The organism is Desulfomicrobium orale DSM 12838 (genome assembly GCF_001553625.1).
Lineage (GTDB): Bacteria > Desulfobacterota > Desulfovibrionia > Desulfovibrionales > Desulfomicrobiaceae > Desulfomicrobium > Desulfomicrobium orale.
Map to the genome: position 1 here is coordinate 2,580,796 of NZ_CP014230.1, position 17,778 is coordinate 2,598,573.

Below are 17,778 nucleotides of genomic sequence, written 5' to 3' on the forward strand. Positions count from 1 at the left end.
GTTTTTTTTTGCGCGGCCCAACCAAGGCTTATCCTGAATACCTGCCGCGGACTGCCCTCCGATCCGGAGAGAATGCACAAGGCAGGCTTCCTTTCCACAAAAGGCCGGAACAAAACGCATGCTCTCACGCGCAGCCCGGCCATGTCGGCGCAGGAGTGAACAGCCGGGGCAAAGGCCCATTCTCCAGCAGAAAGGCCGGACTACTTGAAGTTGACGGCCGCCATGAAATGGCCAACAGAAAAAAGCCGACCACCATTCCTGAGCGGGCTGACAGAATGTAAACACACCGCCTAGTCAGGGAACGGGCACGGCATCCAGCGCTTCGGAGGCGTCCACGGCCGCGCCGTGACGGGAATACAGACGATGCCCGGCCAGACTCGGGAAAACGGCCTGCACGTCCTCAGGCAGGACATAGTCGCGGCCGTCAATATAGGCCCAGGCCCTGGACGCCCGCACCAGCGCCTGTCCGGCGCGCGGGGAAAGACCGTTCACAAAACGCTTGCCGGTTCTGGTCCAGTCCAGCAAATCGCGTACATACCTAAGCAGCGGACGGGTCGTACGAACCTGATCCGCCTCATCCTGCAGGGCCAGCACCTGTTCCATGTTCATCAGCGCGTCCGGAAGCAAAGGCCGCCCCGCGTTTTGGGAGCGCTCCAGCAGTTCCAGCTCCGACTCCATATCCGGATATCCCAGACCGATGCGGAACAAAAAGCGATCCAGCTGGGATTCAGGCAGCGGATAGGTTCCGGCCTGATCCAGAGCGTTCTGCGTGGCCAGCACGAAAAAAGGCCGGGGCAGCGGGCGCGTCTCGCTGTCCAGACTGACCTGACGCTCTTCCATGACTTCCAGCAGGGCGCTCTGCACGCGCGGGGTGCCCCGGTTGATCTCATCGGCCAGGAGCACGTTGGTGAACACCGGTCCCGGATGGAACACGAAAGACGACGAGGACGCGTCGAAAACGGAAACGCCCAGTACATCGCCGGGCAACAGATCAGTGGTGAATTGCACCCGACGGAAGTCCAGGCCCAGCACTGTGGCCAGGGACTTGGCCAGCGTGGTCTTGCCGATGCCGGGGATATCTTCGATCAGCAGATGCCCGCGGGCCAGCAGGCAGGTCAGGGCCAGTCGGATCTGGCTCCTCTTGCCCAATACCACCTCATCCAGCCGGGCCATGACTTCCCGCAGCGCGGTCATGCCAGTCCTCCCAACAGATGATCCATGCCGTAGAGCCCGCCCGGCTCCCGCGTGATCAGCCAGACCGCCGCGCGCAGGGCCCCGCGCGCGAAATTTTCCCGCGAATGGGCGCGATGCGTGACTTCAACCCGCTCGCCCGGCCCGAAGAAATAAACCGTATGGTCGCCCACCACATCACCGCCGCGCAGGGCGTGCACGCCAAGTTCCCGCGCCGGGCGCGCGCCGGGCAGGCCGTGACGGCCGTAGTTGCCCACATCGGCCAGATCCCAACCTCGGGCTCCGGCCAGCACCTGGGCCAATCTGACCGCCGTGCCGCTGGGCGCGTCCTTTTTGTGGTGATGATGGATTTCCGTGATCTCCATGTCGTAATCCTCGCCCAGAATGCGTGACAGCTCGGGCAGAATGCGGGTCAGAGCGTACACCCCCACGGACATGTTAGGCGACCAGAACATCCGGCAGCTCACGGCCAGCTTCTCCAGTTCCGCGATCTGCGCGCCGTTCAGCCCGGTGGTACCGATAACCACGGGGTTTCCGGTCCGCGAAGCGACCCGTGCCGCCGCCAGAGTCACTTCCGGAGCCGTGAAGTCGATAACCACCGCTTCCGGCGCGGCGGCCAGCGCATCCTCCAGATCATGAGCCACCGGACAGCCCAGACTTTCCAGTCCGGCACTGTATTCGGCCCGTTCCACCACTCCGGCCAGAACGAACTTTTCCGATTCCAGCGCAAGCCGGGTCAGCGTCGAGCCCATGCGCCCCCCGGCGCCCATGATAATTACCGGAACAGACATGTTTTTCTCCTGATGTTGAAACCAAACGAAGTGGGTCACCGCGAAATCCGCCGACCCACCTCAGCCGAGCCAAAAATTTGTCTCCAGCGGATGCTTACGCGGATAATCGACTATACTCCCGGTGTAGCCCATTTTTTTACGCAGAAGGAAAAAGATTGATTGCGCCATGGATGGGAAAAAAGCGGCCAGCGGTCTGGCAATGCATTTGGGAAATGGATAGAAATTGCTTCCGGCAAAGGCTTCCAGATCGTAACCGCCGGGAAATGTTCTGCCCAGAAAGTCCAGAAAATCATTTCCGGAAAAGCAGCGCACATGGGCGGAACACGACTTGGCCTGGGAAGGGTGCCTGCCGAACAACAACAAAATGCGATTATGAAAAGCGGCCACGTTCGGCACGCCGATCAGCAGACGGCCTCCCACTTTCAGGCAGCGCGACATTTCGTGCAGAATCCAGAACAGCTCCTTGGTGTGCTCCAGAATCTGATTGGCGATGATCACGTCAAGACAAGCGTCTGCAAAGGGGAATTGGTCGCGCTCAAGATTGAGAGAATTTACCGGGAAGCCATGATTTTCCAACGCGGCGACATTCCGAGGAAAACACTCAATAGCATGGCATACCGCTTCCGGGCAAACATCGCGGGCGATCGCCAGATCATTTCCACAACCCGCACCCACATCCAGCACATGCCCGTACGGAGCACACCTTTCAAGGAATGACCGTACGACATGGCGTCCGTAATTTTCTTCCTGATCAATCCAGGAGATCGCGGCAGAAGACAGACTCAAGGCGCTCCCCATCTGCTTGCTTTCTGAAAAAGCCTCGCATCAGATGACATAATCCCACAATGAGACCCGGTCCTGAACGGCAAGGAGGGCTGACGCTGAACCTTCAGACAACCGGAAGCGTTGCCGAAACGATGCCGATGCCTCACAGTGCTCCTTCCCGCCGCATCACTTCCCATCCACAAGAGCCAGATATTCCTGCTCCGTCAGAATCCGGGTGCCGATCTGGCGGGCCTTGGCCAATTTGGCCGCACCCACTTTCTCTCCACAGACCAGATAGTCCGTCTTGGCGTTGACCGCGCTCTGCACCAGCGCGCCCAGAGCGCGCGCCTGTTCCTGCATGGCCTCGCGGGAGGCGGTCATCTTGCCGGTAAAAACCACATGCTTCCCGGCCATTGGAGCGGCCGCATCGGCTGGCCTGGCCGCACCGGTGGGCAAAATCCGGAAGCCCAGATCCAGCATGTGCCGCAGGGTCGGCCCCCGGCGTTTCATGCCGTCCACAATGCTCCGGGCCGTGACATTCCCGAAACCGTGGATGGCTTCGATCCGCTCCGCCGTCAGATCCGGCACCTCCTCCAGACGAAAATTCTCGAGCAGCCTGCGGCTGTCCCCCGTGCCTAATCCCTCCACACCCAGAGCGGCCAGAAACCGCCAGTCCTCCACCGGGCGGGTCCGGCTCAGGAGCACGGCTTCAGCCAGATTGGACGACTGCACGGGACCAAAACCCATACGCCGGAAATCCTCCTCTCCCAATTCGTAAACTTTCTCCAGTTCGTCGTATCCGGCGGCCGCCATCCGTTCGAGGGTCTTGCGACCGAACCAGTCCGCATTACCCAGTGTTTTGAACCAGTGCTCCAGAGCCTGCACGGCCTGAGCCGGACAATGCTCGTCGGGACAAAGCAGAAAATCTCCCTCGCGGATAAGCTTCGCGGCGCAGGAAGGACACTCTGCAGGCAGTTCCGGCGCGGCGGCATGAACGACCGCCTCCACCTTGGGGATGACCTCGCCGCTGCGGATGATTTCGATTTCCGCGCCCACTCCGAGTCCGTTTTTCTCCAGAAACCCCGCGTTGTGCGCCGTTACACGGCGGATGGTCGCCCCGGAAAGACTGGTGGCCGCCACGCACAGCACCGGCGTGACCTTGCCCGTGCGGCCCACCTGCCAGACGACATCCTCTACCGTGGTCCGGGCCGTATCCCCTTTGCGCTTGATGGCGATCTGCCAGCGGTGGTGATGGTTGGTGGCCCCCATGCTGCGCCGCACGTCCTCGTCCACGGCCTCCGCCACCATGCCATCCAACGGGTAGTCCACCTCCGCGGCCAGTTCCTCGGCGATGTCCTCCATGCACCGCACCAGTTCATCCCCGTCTCCTTCCCAGCGGGGCAGCATGGCATAGGGCACAAAGCGCACGGCCCCGGCATCCAGCGCCCGGCGGGCGTCTTCATTCACCGTATCCGCGGACACGATGCCTACCACCAGATTGCGCGGGTGCTCGAACTTTCCGGCCAGATGCGCGTCGAAATAACTCCGGACCACCACCATCTCTCCCATGCCCAAACCGCGCCCGCCTTCCGGCACCATACCTTTGGCAAAGGCCGAGCTGACCTCGTAGCCCACCTCGCCATTGCCGCGCGTGGCGAATACTGTGCCGTCGTCGCGCCCTGCCAGACCGTCGAGTTTGGGTGTGACCCGAAACAGCGGGTTGAGCACACCGATCTCCTCCGCTTCCTTGCGCACACGAGCCACGAACCGGGCCAGATCTTCCCGGGTATAGGCCTTCTCCGTGGACAGCATGGGCTGGGGATGACGCACTTCGGGCCGGCCGGAAAACTCTTCCGGCTCCACGCGTTGCAGAAAAGGATGCTCCGGCTCCAGCCCGCGCAGAGTTTCCACCAGCAGGTCGTACTCGAGGTCGGAGATTTCCGGCGCGCCACTCCGGTACGCTGCGTTATAGTGCTCAAGACGAGCGGCAAGCTCTGCAATTCCAGTATCAGTATTTATATTCATCAAACCAAAATATTGGGGTTTACATTCAGGTTCCAGAGTTCATCGAAGCCAGCATAATTTGGAATCCCAAACAGTTTGACCGTATACGTCAACCGCTTCCCACAAGGCGATATTACCTGAAAGAGACTGGAAATAATATCCCCATGGGTACTCCAGAACTTTCGACTCACACTCGATAATGCTCAAGTGCTAGGGTGTGTTTGCAAACTATTTGATCCAAATCATTGAAGCTGCCAGGTAAACGAAAGAAAGAAAAGTCTGGGCAAGCTTTTCATAACGTGTTGCCACTCTGCGGTACTCTTTGATTTTACTGAAAAAGCATTCAACAAGGTGCCGTTCCTTATAAAGATGCCGATCATACCGACGAGGTGTTTTACGATTTGAGCGTGGAGGAATAACTACGGTACAGCCTCTTGCTTCAAGAAGTTGAACTAACGGCTCGCTGTCATTGCTGTCCGGCTAAGCGATGTAATCTAACAGTGTGAAGTTATATGAATTATCGAATTTTCGTCGTCTGGGATTCAGGAGTTCATCCAAGGATGCCTCGCCGAGCAGGTTGAGTTGAATGAGCTGGAAGAGTTGCTGTACGGAGAGTCCGAGACGGCTGAGGAATTTCTGGTACGCGAGGAGCAGGTAAACCGTCAGGGCCGTGTAAATCTGGATCAGAACCGCATTTTCCGAGTTGCCGACGAAGGTCTTTATGCGCAAATTTTGTTTGATTTCCTTGAAGAAGAGCTCGATTTGCCAGCGGTCTTTATAGATGTCGGCGATGGTTTTCGCCGAAAGCCGGAAATGGTTGGTCAAAAATTCGTAGTGTTTCCCGGTTTCCTGGTCACGATAGCCGATACGGCGCAAGCGTAAGGATTTTCCCCGGCTGGAGACTTCAATGATGTGATCGGAAGTAACGCCGGTCTTGCGATTCACGAGGCGGCGCTCCAGGAGTTTGAAAACGGCGTTGCGCTTGAGCCGGGTCACAAAAAAGACGCCCTTTGCCCCGAGGAGCCGAAACCAGGGATAGCTGGTGAAGCCCTTGTCAAAGACCACGATGGAGCCTTTGGGCAACTCCATAGCCTGAGCTATGCGGCTTTCATGGATTTTGGCGTCGGTGACGGTTGCGAAAGCCGGGATATGGCCATCGTGATCCAGCAAGGTATGTACTTTGACGCCGCCCTTGGCCTGCCGAAACGAGGCCCAGGGAAAAAGCGCCAGGCAAAGCTTTATGGTGGTGGCGTCCAGACTGAACAATTTGGATTTGAAACGGAATTTGTGCTTCGGGGCTTTTGCGGCGCACAGGCCGTACATCTCGGCGAACAGATCCTTGAAAAAGCCTGCGGGGCGAGAATTGTTCGCGTCAGCAAAGGTCGAGCGGGCCACGTTTTTCAGTCCCCAGTGATACAGGCGGTTTCCCGCAGCCTCAAGGCAGCGCAGGCCATCGCGCATGGAACGTCTTGCGGCAAGCTGGATGAAGGCCATGACCGTGAACTGCTCCTTGAAACCGAATTGACGCGACGAGCGCCCGGTTTTGTGCCGTCTTTCGAGTTTCTGAAAAACATGTCTGGGAATCAGAGATAGCGTCTGGGAGAATAGTGTATTATGGTGACTCAAGTCCAAAATCTCCTTGTATGGCAAGATGTTGTGGTGATTTCTTTTACCACATATCGCTGAGATTTTGGACTTTTTTCTTATCCCTTAGCCGGACAGCAATGGCTCGCTGTCATACCCTTTATCGGCAATGACAGTGCAATCACGAACCCCTTCAAGTAATTGTGGTGCAACACTGATATCCGCGCATTCACCTCCTGTAAGGAAAAACGATACAGGATTGCCGAGCGCGTCTACCTGTGCATGCAGCTTGGAGGTAAAACCTCCGCGACTGCGGCCCAGAGCTTGTCTGTGCTGCCCCCTTTTGCGCCAGCCGAATGTTTGTGGGCATGGATGTACGTACCGTCAATCATTACCGCTTCGAGATCGGGGTCAGACGCCAGAGCGAGAAAGACTGCTTTCCAGGATCCTTTTATCTGCCAACGCCGAAAGCGGGAATACACGGCATTCCATGACCCATACTCTTTCGGCAGGGCCCTCCAGGGAGCCCCGGTGCGCAGCAGCCAGATGATTGCATTTATGAATGTTCGTTTATCTTTGGCCGGACGGCCGCCTTTGGGCGAACCCTCAAGCGGCAGAACGGGCTCAAGCCGTTGCCAGGTTTCATCGGAAATATCGGTATAACACATGTCCAAAAGCTACACCAAACCACGCTGGTTATAAAGTTTGCAAACACACCCTAGAGATAAAACCATACCTACGAAACTCAGAGCTTATATAAAATAGAGAAGGGAATAGATTTTTCATGAAACACAATATGTTATATATAAACATTATCTTACCGTGCTTCAAAACAAAATAATTCATATCCAACTCATCATGGACAGTGGTGTTATCTGAATAGAAATAAAATTTTCTCTCATATTTTTGTATCCAAAGTATCATATCATACTTGATAATACTTTTTCTAAAAAATGCCCCTTTCTGAAGCTATTCAAAGTACGCAGGGAATAGCAAAAAAATAACATACATCTTACTGAATTTATTAATAAATGAATTTGGGTCATGCCTAGTCCATGAGTCTCCATTCGACTATAAGGCTAGTCACGACAATGAAAAACAAGTATGCGAAGCGTTCAAGAATTTCAGAGGCCAAAGTCCGACAAGTAGTGAAGCTGTTTGCCGTGGATTTGAATGCCCTGCAGATAGCTGAAATAGCCGGGGTAAATCGTAATACCGCGAACCGTTATCTGGCTGCTTTCCGAGAGAGGATTGCCCGGTTCTGCGAGGCGGAGTCTCCTGTTCAAGGCGAAGTTGAGGTTGATGAAAGCTATTTTGGCGCACGCCGCGTTAAAGGAGTCAGAGGCCGAGGAGCCAAGGGCAAAACCATTGTGTTCGGCTTATTCAAGCGTGAAGGTCGCGTTTATACCGAAATTGTCCCGGACTGTTCAAAAATCACCCTCCAAGGGATCATCCGGGGCCGCGTGAAACTTGAAAGCATTATTCACTCTGATGGCTGGCGCGGCTATGATGGTCTCGTAGACCTAGGCTACCAAAAACACTTCCGGGTTGAGCATGGCAACAATGAATTTGCCAATAAAAACTCACACATTAACGGCATTGAGAGCTTCTGGGCTTTTGCCAAAACACGACTTGTTCGTTTTAGGGGTTTGCCCAAGCACACTTTTTACTTTCATTTGAAAGAATGTGAATTTCGCTTTAACCATAGAAACGAAGATAGTTATAAACTTCTGCTCAAAATGCTCAGAGAAAATCCACTCAGCTAGGCATGACCCATGAATTTAATATCTTAATATCAAATATCTCTATAAAATATATTAAGATACAAAATATATACTACCTTCTTATTAGAATTAGGAACTTTCCCATTTTTGATAGTATATTCAACATCGTGCTATATAAAACCTAGGAGTGAAAAATTATTCCATGCTTGCGGCATCCGAAAAAGAAGAAGAAAGAATAAAAAAACAGATTGGAATGGCCATTCTCTGTTTCTGTTTGCGCAGTTCGTCCACCTTCTTACAATTCGGAGCAGAAAATGAGAACCAAACTTATTGCTGCCATGTTCTTTGCCTTATTGTTTCATTGTACATCTGGATTTGCTGCAACCTATGGAATCGACAACTTGTTTCTGAATCCCGGTTTTCTGACCGAAGTGACGCCGGTTAAAGCTCAGCCGTTGATCGGGCAGTACGACCTTACCTTTCTGGGAAAAGAGGCTGCGTACAACAATAGCCTGCTGCGGATGCCTGGGTCAGAGGTGATTTTCAAAAATTCTGTGACCGCTGTCGGCGAAACCAGGGCCAATATGGACATCGCTTCGTTATGGTTTGAGTCCGGCCTTGACGGCAATCGGCTTGCCGCAAACGTCTGGCCTGACGATGACAGTTGCGTACGGATTTTCAGGCTGCTGGAAGATATGACGGTCAATTCCATTTTCCTGACCAAAGGAATGTACCTGATCGGCTTCAACGACATGTGCACCGTCGACCGTGATTTCGATGACATGATCATCTCCGCCAAGGCGGTTCCTGTACCTGGAGCGGTATGGCTTCTGAGTGCCGGACTCGCGGGTGTGATCGGCATGCGCAGAAGAAACAGGGCCTGAAACTCACTTCATAAAGAATGATGCAAGCTCCGGAGTAGCCCCTCCGGAGCTTTTTTACGTCTATCTCGGACTGATCCGGAGATATTCTCCAGCTCGTCATCCCAACACCAAAGATTACCGGCGCGCTGCTCCGCCAAAGGTTCTTTATGCGATGAACGATAAGTCCGGGAATGTCATTCATACTCTAAAACCGGCTGAATACACCCATTCATTTTCTGCCGCTTCCCATCTTCTCAAGAGCGGCAATGCGATCCCGCAGACGCGCCGCCTCCTCGAATTCCAGAGCTTCGGCCGCCTTGCGCATGGCCCGTGTAAGTCTGGCTACTTCCTTTTTCACATTTCCGGAATCAACGGCATAAAGAGCCGGTTCTTCGGCCGCTCGATCCTTATCCGCAACCTCCCGGTGCAGTTCATAGAGCACATTCCCGGATTCCTTGCGCACGCTTTGCGGCGTGATGCCGTGCTCGGCGTTGTAATTACGCTGTTTTTCCCGCCGCCGCCGGGTCTCCTCCAGCGCCTCGCGCATGGAGCGGGTTTCGTTGTCAGCATAGAGCAGGACATGGCCGCGTACATGGCGCGCCGCACGACCGAAAGTCTGGATGAGGGAACGCGTGGAGCGCAGAAACCCTTCCTTGTCCGCGTCCAGAATGGCCACCAGCGAGACCTCCGGAATGTCTAGCCCTTCGCGCAGCAGGTTGATGCCCACCAGTACGTCGAACTCTCCGGCCCGCAGGGCCTGGATGATGGCCACGCGCTCCAGGGTATCGATGTCCGAATGAAGATAGCGGGCGCGCACCCCCCGCGCCTGCAGAAACTCGGTCAGATCCTCGGCCATGCGCTTGGTCAGAGTGGTGACCATGACCCGCTCGTCCCGGCTGACGCGGACCAGACACTCCCCCATGAGGTGGTCCATCTGGCCCGCCGTGGGGATGATCTCCACTTCCGGATCCACCAGACCTGTAGGCCGGATGATCTGTTCCACCACCACGCCCTGGGCCCGCGCCTGCTCCCAAGGGCCGGGTGTGGCCGAGACAAAGACCGAGGTGCCGATGCGGGCCAGAAACTCGTCAAAGCACAGGGGCCGGTTATCCAGGGCCGAGGGCAGCCGAAAGCCGTAATCCACGAGAGTCTGCTTGCGGGAACGGTCGCCGTTGAACATGCCCCCTATCTGCGGCACGGTGATATGCGATTCATCCACGAAGAGCAGGAAATCCTCGGGAAAATAGTCCAGCAGCGTGGCCGGCGGCTGACCGGTCACACGGCCGTCCAGATGCAGGGAATAGTTCTCGATGCCGTTGCAGTAGCCCAGCTCCTCCATCATCTCCAGGTCGAGCTGGGTTTTCTGTTCCAGACGCTGGGCTTCCACCAGCATGTTCTCGCGCTGAAAATGCTCCAGACGCAAGCGCAGTTCCTCGCGGATGTCGTTCATGGCCCGGCCCAGGTTGTCGCGGTCCGAAACATAGTGGCTGGCCGGATAGATCACGGTCTTCTGCACACGGGACAGAATTTCGCCTGTCAGAGGATCGGTCTCGTAGATACCGTCGATCTCGTCGCCGAAAAACTCCAGCCGCAGAGCCTGTTCGTGCTTGTAGGCCGGAATGATTTCCAGCACGTCGCCGCGCACCCGGAACGCTCCCCGGTGCAGATCGTAGTCGTTGCGTTCGTATTGCACATCCACAAGGCGGCTGATGATATTCTCCATGGAAACAGCCTGTCCGCATTCCACCGGGATGATCATCTTGGCGTAATATTCGGGCGAGCCCAGGCCATAGATACAGGACACCGAGGCGATGATGATCACATCCCGGCGGGTCAGCAGCGCATGAGTGGCGGCATGGCGCAGCTTGTCGATGTCATCGTTGATGGCCGAGTCTTTTTCTATGTAGGTGTCCGAATGCGGCAGATAGGCTTCGGGCTGGTAATAGTCGTAATAGCTGACAAAATATTCCACGGCGTTACGTGGAAACAGCCCCTTGAACTCATTGTAGAGCTGCGCGGCCAGCGTCTTGTTCGGGGCCATGATCAGGGCCGGGCGGCCCAGACGGGCGATGGTCTGGGCCATGGTAAAGGTCTTCCCCGAGCCGGTCACGCCCAGCAGTACCTGGTCGGTCACGCCCTGCCGGATACCCTCGCACAGAGCTTCAATGGCCGCGGGCTGATCCCCGCGCGGAGTGTATTCGGAAACGAGCTGAAAAATGGACATACGGTATCGTGGGAAGTGAGACCGGCTGTGGCCAAAGATACGGTGGGCGGATCGGACCACGGCACGGCCGATGTGTAAATTCAGTGTGTCTGGCGGGCCCGGACCCCCAGTACATTGGGCGTGGGCCAGAAATTCCGGTTGCTGCCCTGAAGCAGAAAATCGCTCTGGTACTCGCCTACCCAACGGCCTACAAAATCCTCCACATGCACGTACAGTCCCGCGTCGGCCCCGCCCTCCACATACATCGCGCCGACAAGATCCAACGGCAAATCCAGCAGCGCCTGAGCGAACTCGTACATGGACAGCGACGGGCGGCAATGGATGAACAACAGACGCCCATCCGCATCCACACCCACAGCTGCCGCGGAATGCCTGCGCTCCGTGGGTTTCCAGAGATTTTCCCGGTTCCGGCTGATGAGACGGTAATTCTGGACCACTCCGTCGTATCGCTCCAGCACTTCCCGCCAGTCGGCGTCGAGCTTGCGGTCCACCCAGCGCAGGGCCGGCAGATTCGCGTCCCGCGGATGAAAAGCCAGAAAGGCCCCGTAGTCCGGATGCAGGAATGAGCTGACCTCCATCCCCGTGTCGCGCATCAGTCCGGTGCTGCGCAGCCGGTCGTCGGAGCGGAACATGCCCGCGTTGATGACCGCCGTGAAACCGAACTGGCGGGCCCACTCCTGCATGGACAGAGGACGCCCGGAATACAGCGCCGCACCAAGACTCACGTCATACTTGGCCGGGTCGATGCGCACCACAGCCATGCCCCCTTGAGCGCCGGCCAGATCGCCCAACGCGTCCGGCACAAGAAACTCGCGCAGTTCCAGCCCGTCGGCAAGGGGCTGCCATTCTCCGGAGTGAGCCGGACCAATGGCCAGACCCGCCACAAGGCAGAAAAAAAGAACGTGGGGGATCAGGGCTGTCATAATGAGGCGATACTCCCAAAGAGCCGGATTCGTATCACCTCATTTCACAGAAGGGGAATCATTTCAAGCGGAAGGGGCCGTGCGCCGGGCAACGCCGCTCCACGGCGGGCCGGAAATTGTCCGGGAAGCCGGGCCGGCTGCAGGGGCAAGGATTCCGCAACCGGCCCGATGAGGAAGGATGAAGGCTCAGTTCCATGTACGGCACGGAGCCCGGCAAAATCTACCCGACGTACTGCAGCCCGGTTTCGTAAACGGGCAGCCTGCGTTCGGGAATCTGTTTGCTCCAGCGCACGGCCACGGGATAGCACTCGTAGGGGACCAGCTTTTCCGCTTCCGGCGTATACCCTTCCAAGGACAGTTCCAGGCGCGCGCCTTGCCGCACCGGAGTACGGGTTTTCAGGCAGATCCCGCCGTCACCGTAGTTGACCAGCCGGGCATAAAAGGTTCTGCGTTCTCCATTGTAGGTGAAACGGACCGGAATCAGGCAATCCTTCCGGACATGCTGCCGCTTGTTCTCGGACATGAATATTCCTCCTGTTTTTCCACACCGGACAGACAACCGGCTATTGTCATACATTTGCAGTCTGACCTATTACTCCATCCGGACTTATGAATCAACGTACAAAATTTCCGGCTCGGGAAAAAGCTTGCCTTTTCATTCCCGCCTCTGTATCAGGCGGTTTCGTTTTCGGGACGGCTGTCAGAAACGAATATGGCGAGGTAGCTCAGACGGTCAGAGCATGCGGCTCATATCCGCAGTGTCGGGGGTTCAATTCCCTCCCTCGCTACCAGAAAAACATAAGGACTCCAGCATATCGGCTCGAGTCCTTTTTTTGTGCCGGTCACACCTGTTCCGCGCGTCATCATCCGGAGCCGCAAGCCGGATGTGTGGCAGCCAGCTGGCCTCACAATTTAATTGCCGTAAATCTTGCGCAATTCCTCGTCCTGCATGCCGAAAGAGTGTTCCGGGGCGGGAAAGCGGCCATCCCGGACCTGAGCCGCGTATTCCTCCAGCCCTTCCCGCGCGGCGCGGCCCACTTCGGCGAAACGACGCACGAATTTCGGAGTGAAGCGGTCGAACATGCCCAGAGCATCGTGAAAAACCAGCACCTGGCCATCGCAATCCGCCCCGGCCCCGATGCCGATGACCGGCACGTTCACTTTTCCGGCAACGAGCCCGCCCACCGGCGCGGGTACGCATTCCACCACGATCATGAAGGCGCCGGCCGCCTCCAGAGCCAGAGCGTCGTCCAGAAGTTTGCGTGCGGCTTCGGCCGTGCGGGCCTGCACCTTGTAGCCGCCAAGAGCCGTGGCCGACTGCGGAGTCAGCCCCACATGTCCGCAGACAGGAATGCCGGCCGTAGTCAGAGCCCGGACCTGAGCCGCTATTTCCGCCCCGCCTTCGAGCTTCACGCCGTCGCAGCCGCCCTCCCGCATCAGCCGGGCCGCGTTTTCCAGGGCCTGGGCCGGGGAAATCTGATACGTCAGAAAGGGCATGTCCGTCAGGATGAAGGTATCCTTGGCGCCACGCCGCACGGCGCGGGAGTGATGAATCATGTCTTCCAAAGTCACGGGCACGGTGGAATCGTAGCCAAGGACGACCATGCCCAGAGAATCTCCCACCAGGATCACGTCCACGCCCGCCTCTTCGCACAACCTGCCGCCGGGACAGTCGTAAGCCGTCATCATCACGATCTTGCCGCCCTCTTTCTTGGAGCGATGAAAATCCGTCAGGCTCCTCATGCCGGCCCTCCTGTCTTGCGGATAATGCCGTTATCCTCTCCCACCAGCACCACCACGGGCTCATGGCCGGCCGCCTCTTCCGGCGTGAGATGCACGTAGGCGGCGATAATGACCTTCTGCCCCCGCATCCCCTTGTGGGCCGCCGCGCCGTTCAGACAGATTTCTCCCTTTTCCCCGGTGATGACATATGTGGAAAAGCGCTCGCCGTTATCCACATTGTAGATGTCCACCCGCTCGTTGGGCAGAAATCCGGCGGCGCGGATCAGGTCCGGGCAGATGGCCACGGATCCTTCATAGTCTATCTCGGCTCCGGTGATGACGGCCCGGTGCAGTTTGGCTTGCAAAAAGGTTCGCAGAGACATTCACGGCTCGATATGTTTGTTGTCGATGAGGCGGGCCCTGCCCAGACGCATGGCCACTGCGGCCAGGGCCCCGGAAGAAATCTCCGCCAGAGGCTCGATGCGGTCCGGATCCACCACTTCCAGATAATCCAGCTCGCCCTGCGGCAGGTGTTCGGCATAATAGGCCAGTACGGCCTCGCGCAGCCGCCCGACACTTCTTTCCCCGGCGCGGACCAGTTCTTCCAGCAGGCAGAGTCCTTTCTGGATATGCGGGGCCGCGGCCCGCTCCTCCGCCGTGAGGTAGACGTTACGCGAGCTCATGGCCAGACCGTCGGCCTCGCGGACAATGGGACGGCCTTCGATACGCACGGGCAGATCCAGCTCCCTGGTCATCTTGCGGATCACAGCCAGCTGCTGCCAGTCCTTTTCGCCGAACACGGCGAAGGTCGGCCAGACCAGATGAAAAAGCTTGCACACCACTGTGGCCACGCCCCGGAAATGGATGGGACGGGACCGTCCGCACAGGGCTCTGGTCAGTTCCGGCGTTTCCACCCAGGTTCCGTGTTCCGGGTCATACATGGCGTCCCGATTCGGGCAGAACAGCACATCCACGCCGCAATCTCCGGCCAAAGCCGCGTCGCGGGCGAGATCGGCCGGATACTTGTCCAGATCCTCCCCTGGCCCGAACTGCGCCGGATTGACGAAAACCGAGGCCACCAGAATGTCACAGCGCTCTCTGGCCCAGCGCATCAGGGACAGGTGGCCGTCATGCAGATAGCCCATGGTCGGCACCAGCCCCACGGACGCTCCCCGCCGCAGCCAGTCCAGGGATTCCTCCTGCATGATCCGCGGCGATGCTATTTCACGCATCTGCTCACTCCTTTTGAGAAAATTCCACCCGGACGCCAAAAGCATTCGCCAAGAGTCCCGGATTTCCGGAGTCTCGCACGGCGCCGGATTTCAGTGGAACATTTTCTATCCTTCTTGCGGAAGGCGCATTTCAAAACATTCGCCGCCACAGTCACAGACGATCTGATCGCCCCGGCGCCGCCCGTCGGGGTCGTCCACCACGTCGAAGAGCACGCCCGTGGCCGGATCGTATTCAAACTCCATTTCCATGACATCCACCATGCCGTAAAGCCCGCACCGGCGGCAGACGAAATCCCGCAGTTCTCCGAATCGAACGCCCATCGCACTCCCTCCTGCCGGAAGGCGGATTACGTTTCGGACATATCGCCGTCAACGGCCGGCGCATCCGGAAGGCGGACCGCGCAGTCACCCGACGGATGCGGTACGGAGGAAATCAACCCGTCGCGAAGCGGGTCACTTCGTGCACTGCGTCCAGTTTGCGCAGTTTTTCAATGATGGCGTAGAGTTGGGAGGTTGTTTTGACCTCGATCAGGAAATCCATTTCGGACTTGCCGTCCAGCGTGGAAGTGAACCCCCCGGAGTCGATGTTCACACCCTCCTTGCCCAACAGGGTGCAGACCTGCCCCAGCATGCCCTGCTGGTTCCGGCAGATGACCCTGATCCGGGCCGGCAGCACCTTGGGCTGTTCGTCGGCGCTCCAGCTGACGTCAATGAGGCGGTCCACCTCCATGTTGGCCACATTGGGACAGTCCTGGGTGTGGATGGTCACGCCCAGCCCCCGGCTGATGTAGCCGATGATGGGGTCTCCGGGCAGGGGATTACAGCACTGGGCATAGCGGGTAAGCACCCCGTCCACACCCCGGATGGCGATGGCGTCCGCCGGGTCCTTCTTGGCCGGAGCCGCCTGAGTCTTGCGGTCCTCAGCCTTCAGTTCTTCCTTTTTCTGCTCTTCCTTGGGCAGCAGTTTTCTGAGCACCTGCCGGGGCGTGATCCGGCCGTGCCCCACGGCGGAAAGCAGATCGTCCACCTGGCGGAAGGAAAATTCCCTGGCCGCCGCCTCGAAATCTCCGCTCTTCAGGGCCTTGGTCACGTTGATGCCCATGCGCCGCCCTTCCTTGTCCAGAAGTTCGCGGGCCAGAGCCAGACTGCGGGCCCGTTCCTCGGTCCCGATCCAGTGCTTGATGCGCGATCTGGCCTTGCCCGATTTGACGAACTGGAGCCAGTCCCGGCTGGGACTGCGGGACGAGTCGGTGATGATCTCCACGGTGTCGCCGTTTTTAAGGGGCGTGTTCAGGGGCACGATGCGGCCGTTGACCTTGGCCCCGGCGCAATGATTGCCCACTTCCGTGTGGATCAGATAGGCGAAGTCCACAGGCGTGCCCCCTTCGGGCAGTTCCTTGACCTGGCCTTTGGGCGTGAAAACGTACACCTCGTCCTGAAAGAGATCGAGGCTCAGGGTGGACATGAAATCGCGGGAGTCCTTGAGATCGCCCTGCCAGTCAAGAATCTGGCGCAGCCAGCTGAAACGGTCGGCATCCTGAGCCTTCTTGCTGCCACGCTCCTTGTAGGCCCAGTGGGCGGCCACGCCGTTCTCGGCAAGATGATGCATCTCTTCCGTGCGGATCTGAATCTCGATCCGCTCCCCTTCCGGGCCGATGACCGTGGAGTGCAGGCTCTGGTACATGTTGGCCTTGGGCATGGAGATGTAATCCTTGAACTTGCCCGGCACGGGCTTCCACAGGGAATGCACCAGCCCCAGCACGGTGTAGCATTCGCGCAGATTGTTCACGACCACCCGGAAGGCGATCATGTCGAAGACCTGATCCAGGGTCAGACCGCGCTGCTTCATCTTGTGATAGATGGAATAGATGTGCTTGACCCGGCCCGTGACCCGGCCCCTGATGCCGTTTTCCGCGAGAACATCCTCGATCATGGCGCAGACCCTGTCGATATAGACCTGCCCCTGCTCCTGATAGCGGTTTATGCCCTCGGATATCTGGGCGTACATGTCGGGCTTCAGGTAGCGCAGACTCTCGTTTTCCAGCTGCACCTTGATCCGGTACAGCCCCAGACGGTTGGCCAGGGGAGCGTAAATGCCCAGGGTTTCCTGGGCGATGGCCCGCTGCTTGTGTTCCTTCTGGAACTGCAGGGTGGAGATGTTGTGCATCCTGTCCGCGAGCTTGACCAGGATGACCCGGATGTCGTCGGCCATGGCCAGGATCATCTTGCGGATATTCTCGGCCTGGGCCTGCTCCTTGGACTCGAAATTCATTTTCCCGATCTTGGTCACGCCTTCCACGATGGCCGCCACGCTCGGGCCGAACTGTTCGGAAATCTGGGCCGTGGAGGCATCGGTGTCCTCTACGGTGTCGTGCAGCAGCCCGGCCGCGATGGCCGGGGCATCCAGACGCATGCCCACCAGAATGTTGCTGACCTCCAGCGGATGGGAGAGGTAAGGTTCTCCGGAAAGGCGGACCTGTCCGGCGTGGGCCGCCGCGGAAAACACATAGGCTTTCTGGATGAGGGCCACATCGGCGGGCGGCAGGTAGGTGGACGCCTGGTCCAGAATATCATTGATGCGGATCATGGCTTGCCTGTCATGTTCGAGGTTTTCACCTGTACCGTTCTGGAATTGGCTTCAGCGCCCTGAAAAGTCAATGTTTCTTGCGGGTCCAGCCCCGTTCCCGGCATGGGATTCGCATCTGTCAAGAGGACTTTTCCCATGATTGCCATGCTTTTCGATGCACTATAAAAA

17 protein-coding genes, 1 tRNA gene and 1 pseudogene are annotated in these 17,778 nt (G+C 57.7%); 3 read left to right on the forward strand and 16 right to left on the reverse strand.

Annotated features, from left to right (window positions below; genetic code table 11):
- Positions 1 to 294: 294 nt before the first annotated feature.
- The 8 genes and pseudogenes from AXF15_RS12075 to AXF15_RS12100 all read right to left on the reverse strand — a co-directional run bounded on the left by AXF15_RS12075 (position 295) and on the right by AXF15_RS12100 (position 7,003).
- Positions 295 to 1,194: an AAA family ATPase gene (locus AXF15_RS12075; protein WP_066607924.1), complete on the reverse strand. Its 900-nt coding sequence runs from the start codon at positions 1,192 to 1,194 to the stop codon at positions 295 to 297.
- Positions 1,191 to 1,982 (reverse strand): 4-hydroxy-tetrahydrodipicolinate reductase, encoded by a 792-nt coding sequence (gene dapB, locus AXF15_RS12080; RefSeq protein WP_066607927.1) that lies wholly within the window; start codon positions 1,980 to 1,982, stop codon positions 1,191 to 1,193. Before dapB ends, AXF15_RS12075 begins: the two co-directional genes overlap by 4 nt.
- A gap of 60 nt (positions 1,983 to 2,042) precedes the next feature.
- Positions 2,043 to 2,768, reverse strand: coding sequence for a class I SAM-dependent methyltransferase (locus AXF15_RS13760; RefSeq protein WP_169793668.1), 726 nt, complete (start codon positions 2,766 to 2,768; stop codon positions 2,043 to 2,045).
- Positions 2,769 to 2,933: 165 nt separating this feature from the next.
- Positions 2,934 to 4,772 (reverse strand): BRCT domain-containing protein, encoded by a 1,839-nt coding sequence (locus AXF15_RS12090; RefSeq protein WP_066607933.1) that lies wholly within the window; start codon positions 4,770 to 4,772, stop codon positions 2,934 to 2,936.
- Positions 4,773 to 4,979: 207 nt separating this feature from the next.
- Positions 4,980 to 5,189 (reverse strand): annotated as a pseudogene (locus AXF15_RS13765) (transposase); the annotation flags it as partial.
- A 42-nt stretch (positions 5,190 to 5,231) separates the two neighbouring features.
- A complete protein-coding gene (locus AXF15_RS12095) occupies positions 5,232 to 6,377 on the reverse strand; it encodes an IS4 family transposase (RefSeq protein ID WP_066607937.1) in 1,146 nt (381 codons plus the stop codon).
- Between the two features lie 84 nt (positions 6,378 to 6,461).
- On the reverse strand, positions 6,462 to 6,656 hold the full coding sequence (locus AXF15_RS14880) for a transposase (protein ID WP_083518113.1): 195 nt from the start codon (positions 6,654 to 6,656) through the stop codon (positions 6,462 to 6,464).
- The gene (locus tag AXF15_RS12100; RefSeq protein ID WP_066603217.1) at positions 6,608 to 7,003 is read right to left on the reverse strand and encodes an IS5 family transposase; all 396 of its coding nucleotides are present in this window, start codon (positions 7,001 to 7,003) and stop codon (positions 6,608 to 6,610) included. Before AXF15_RS12100 ends, AXF15_RS14880 begins: the two co-directional genes overlap by 49 nt.
- A gap of 423 nt (positions 7,004 to 7,426) precedes the next feature.
- Between AXF15_RS12100 and AXF15_RS12105 the strand changes: the two genes are divergently transcribed.
- Positions 7,427 to 8,101 (forward strand): IS1595-like element ISDeor2 family transposase, encoded by a 675-nt coding sequence (locus tag AXF15_RS12105; protein ID WP_066607946.1) that lies wholly within the window; start codon positions 7,427 to 7,429, stop codon positions 8,099 to 8,101.
- Positions 8,102 to 8,373: 272 nt separating this feature from the next.
- Entirely contained in the window at positions 8,374 to 8,943 is a 570-nt protein-coding gene (locus AXF15_RS12110) for a VPLPA-CTERM sorting domain-containing protein (protein ID WP_151192383.1), read from the forward strand.
- Positions 8,944 to 9,151: 208 nt separating this feature from the next.
- Here AXF15_RS12110 and uvrB read toward each other — a convergent pair whose 3' ends face one another.
- The 3 genes from uvrB to AXF15_RS12125 form a co-directional block, all read right to left on the reverse strand.
- The gene (gene uvrB, locus AXF15_RS12115) at positions 9,152 to 11,146 is read right to left on the reverse strand and encodes an excinuclease ABC subunit UvrB (protein ID WP_066607953.1); all 1,995 of its coding nucleotides are present in this window, start codon (positions 11,144 to 11,146) and stop codon (positions 9,152 to 9,154) included.
- 80 nt (positions 11,147 to 11,226) lie between these two features.
- The gene (locus AXF15_RS12120; RefSeq protein ID WP_066607956.1) at positions 11,227 to 12,069 is read right to left on the reverse strand and encodes a phosphodiester glycosidase family protein; all 843 of its coding nucleotides are present in this window, start codon (positions 12,067 to 12,069) and stop codon (positions 11,227 to 11,229) included.
- Between the two features lie 220 nt (positions 12,070 to 12,289).
- A complete protein-coding gene (locus AXF15_RS12125) occupies positions 12,290 to 12,592 on the reverse strand; it encodes a PilZ domain-containing protein (RefSeq protein ID WP_066607960.1) in 303 nt (100 codons plus the stop codon).
- Between the two features lie 191 nt (positions 12,593 to 12,783).
- Here AXF15_RS12125 and AXF15_RS12130 point away from each other — a divergent pair.
- Positions 12,784 to 12,860, forward strand: a tRNA-Met gene (locus AXF15_RS12130).
- Positions 12,861 to 12,981: 121 nt separating this feature from the next.
- Here the strand turns inward: AXF15_RS12130 and panB are convergent.
- The 5 genes from panB to AXF15_RS12155 all read right to left on the reverse strand — a co-directional run bounded on the left by panB (position 12,982) and on the right by AXF15_RS12155 (position 17,610).
- The gene (gene panB, locus AXF15_RS12135) at positions 12,982 to 13,812 is read right to left on the reverse strand and encodes a 3-methyl-2-oxobutanoate hydroxymethyltransferase (protein ID WP_066607965.1); all 831 of its coding nucleotides are present in this window, start codon (positions 13,810 to 13,812) and stop codon (positions 12,982 to 12,984) included.
- The gene (panD, locus tag AXF15_RS12140; RefSeq protein ID WP_066607968.1) at positions 13,809 to 14,174 is read right to left on the reverse strand and encodes an aspartate 1-decarboxylase; all 366 of its coding nucleotides are present in this window, start codon (positions 14,172 to 14,174) and stop codon (positions 13,809 to 13,811) included. The genes panB and panD overlap by 4 nt, the downstream gene beginning before the upstream one ends.
- Positions 14,175 to 15,023, reverse strand: coding sequence for a pantoate--beta-alanine ligase (panC, locus tag AXF15_RS12145; protein WP_066607971.1), 849 nt, complete (start codon positions 15,021 to 15,023; stop codon positions 14,175 to 14,177).
- Positions 15,024 to 15,128: 105 nt separating this feature from the next.
- Positions 15,129 to 15,344, reverse strand: coding sequence for a hypothetical protein (locus AXF15_RS12150; RefSeq protein ID WP_066607977.1), 216 nt, complete (start codon positions 15,342 to 15,344; stop codon positions 15,129 to 15,131).
- Between the two features lie 112 nt (positions 15,345 to 15,456).
- Positions 15,457 to 17,610, reverse strand: coding sequence for a RelA/SpoT family protein (locus tag AXF15_RS12155; protein WP_066607983.1), 2,154 nt, complete (start codon positions 17,608 to 17,610; stop codon positions 15,457 to 15,459).
- Between the last annotated feature and the right edge of the window lie 168 nt (positions 17,611 to 17,778).

What these genes read in the sequence shown, in the direction of transcription:
- AXF15_RS12100 (WP_066603217.1), bottom strand. Translation starts at nt 7,003, where the DNA reads ATGTGTTATACCGATATTTCCGATGAAACCTGGCAACGGCTTGAGCCC.
- AXF15_RS12155 (WP_066607983.1), bottom strand. Translation starts at nt 17,610, where the DNA reads ATGATCCGCATCAATGATATTCTGGACCAGGCGTCCACCTACCTGCCG.
- AXF15_RS12125 (WP_066607960.1), bottom strand. Translation starts at nt 12,592, where the DNA reads ATGTCCGAGAACAAGCGGCAGCATGTCCGGAAGGATTGCCTGATTCCG.
- panC (WP_066607971.1), bottom strand. Translation starts at nt 15,023, where the DNA reads ATGCGTGAAATAGCATCGCCGCGGATCATGCAGGAGGAATCCCTGGAC.
- uvrB (WP_066607953.1), bottom strand. Translation starts at nt 11,146, where the DNA reads ATGTCCATTTTTCAGCTCGTTTCCGAATACACTCCGCGCGGGGATCAG.
- AXF15_RS12150 (WP_066607977.1), bottom strand. Translation starts at nt 15,344, where the DNA reads ATGGGCGTTCGATTCGGAGAACTGCGGGATTTCGTCTGCCGCCGGTGC.
- dapB (WP_066607927.1), bottom strand. Translation starts at nt 1,982, where the DNA reads ATGTCTGTTCCGGTAATTATCATGGGCGCCGGGGGGCGCATGGGCTCG.
- AXF15_RS12090 (WP_066607933.1), bottom strand. Translation starts at nt 4,772, where the DNA reads ATGAATATAAATACTGATACTGGAATTGCAGAGCTTGCCGCTCGTCTT.
- panB (WP_066607965.1), bottom strand. Translation starts at nt 13,812, where the DNA reads ATGAGGAGCCTGACGGATTTTCATCGCTCCAAGAAAGAGGGCGGCAAG.
- panD (WP_066607968.1), bottom strand. Translation starts at nt 14,174, where the DNA reads ATGTCTCTGCGAACCTTTTTGCAAGCCAAACTGCACCGGGCCGTCATC.
- AXF15_RS12120 (WP_066607956.1), bottom strand. Translation starts at nt 12,069, where the DNA reads ATGACAGCCCTGATCCCCCACGTTCTTTTTTTCTGCCTTGTGGCGGGT.
- AXF15_RS12075 (WP_066607924.1), bottom strand. Translation starts at nt 1,194, where the DNA reads ATGACCGCGCTGCGGGAAGTCATGGCCCGGCTGGATGAGGTGGTATTG.
- AXF15_RS12110 (WP_151192383.1), top strand. Translation starts at nt 8,374, where the DNA reads ATGAGAACCAAACTTATTGCTGCCATGTTCTTTGCCTTATTGTTTCAT.
- AXF15_RS12105 (WP_066607946.1), top strand. Translation starts at nt 7,427, where the DNA reads ATGAAAAACAAGTATGCGAAGCGTTCAAGAATTTCAGAGGCCAAAGTC.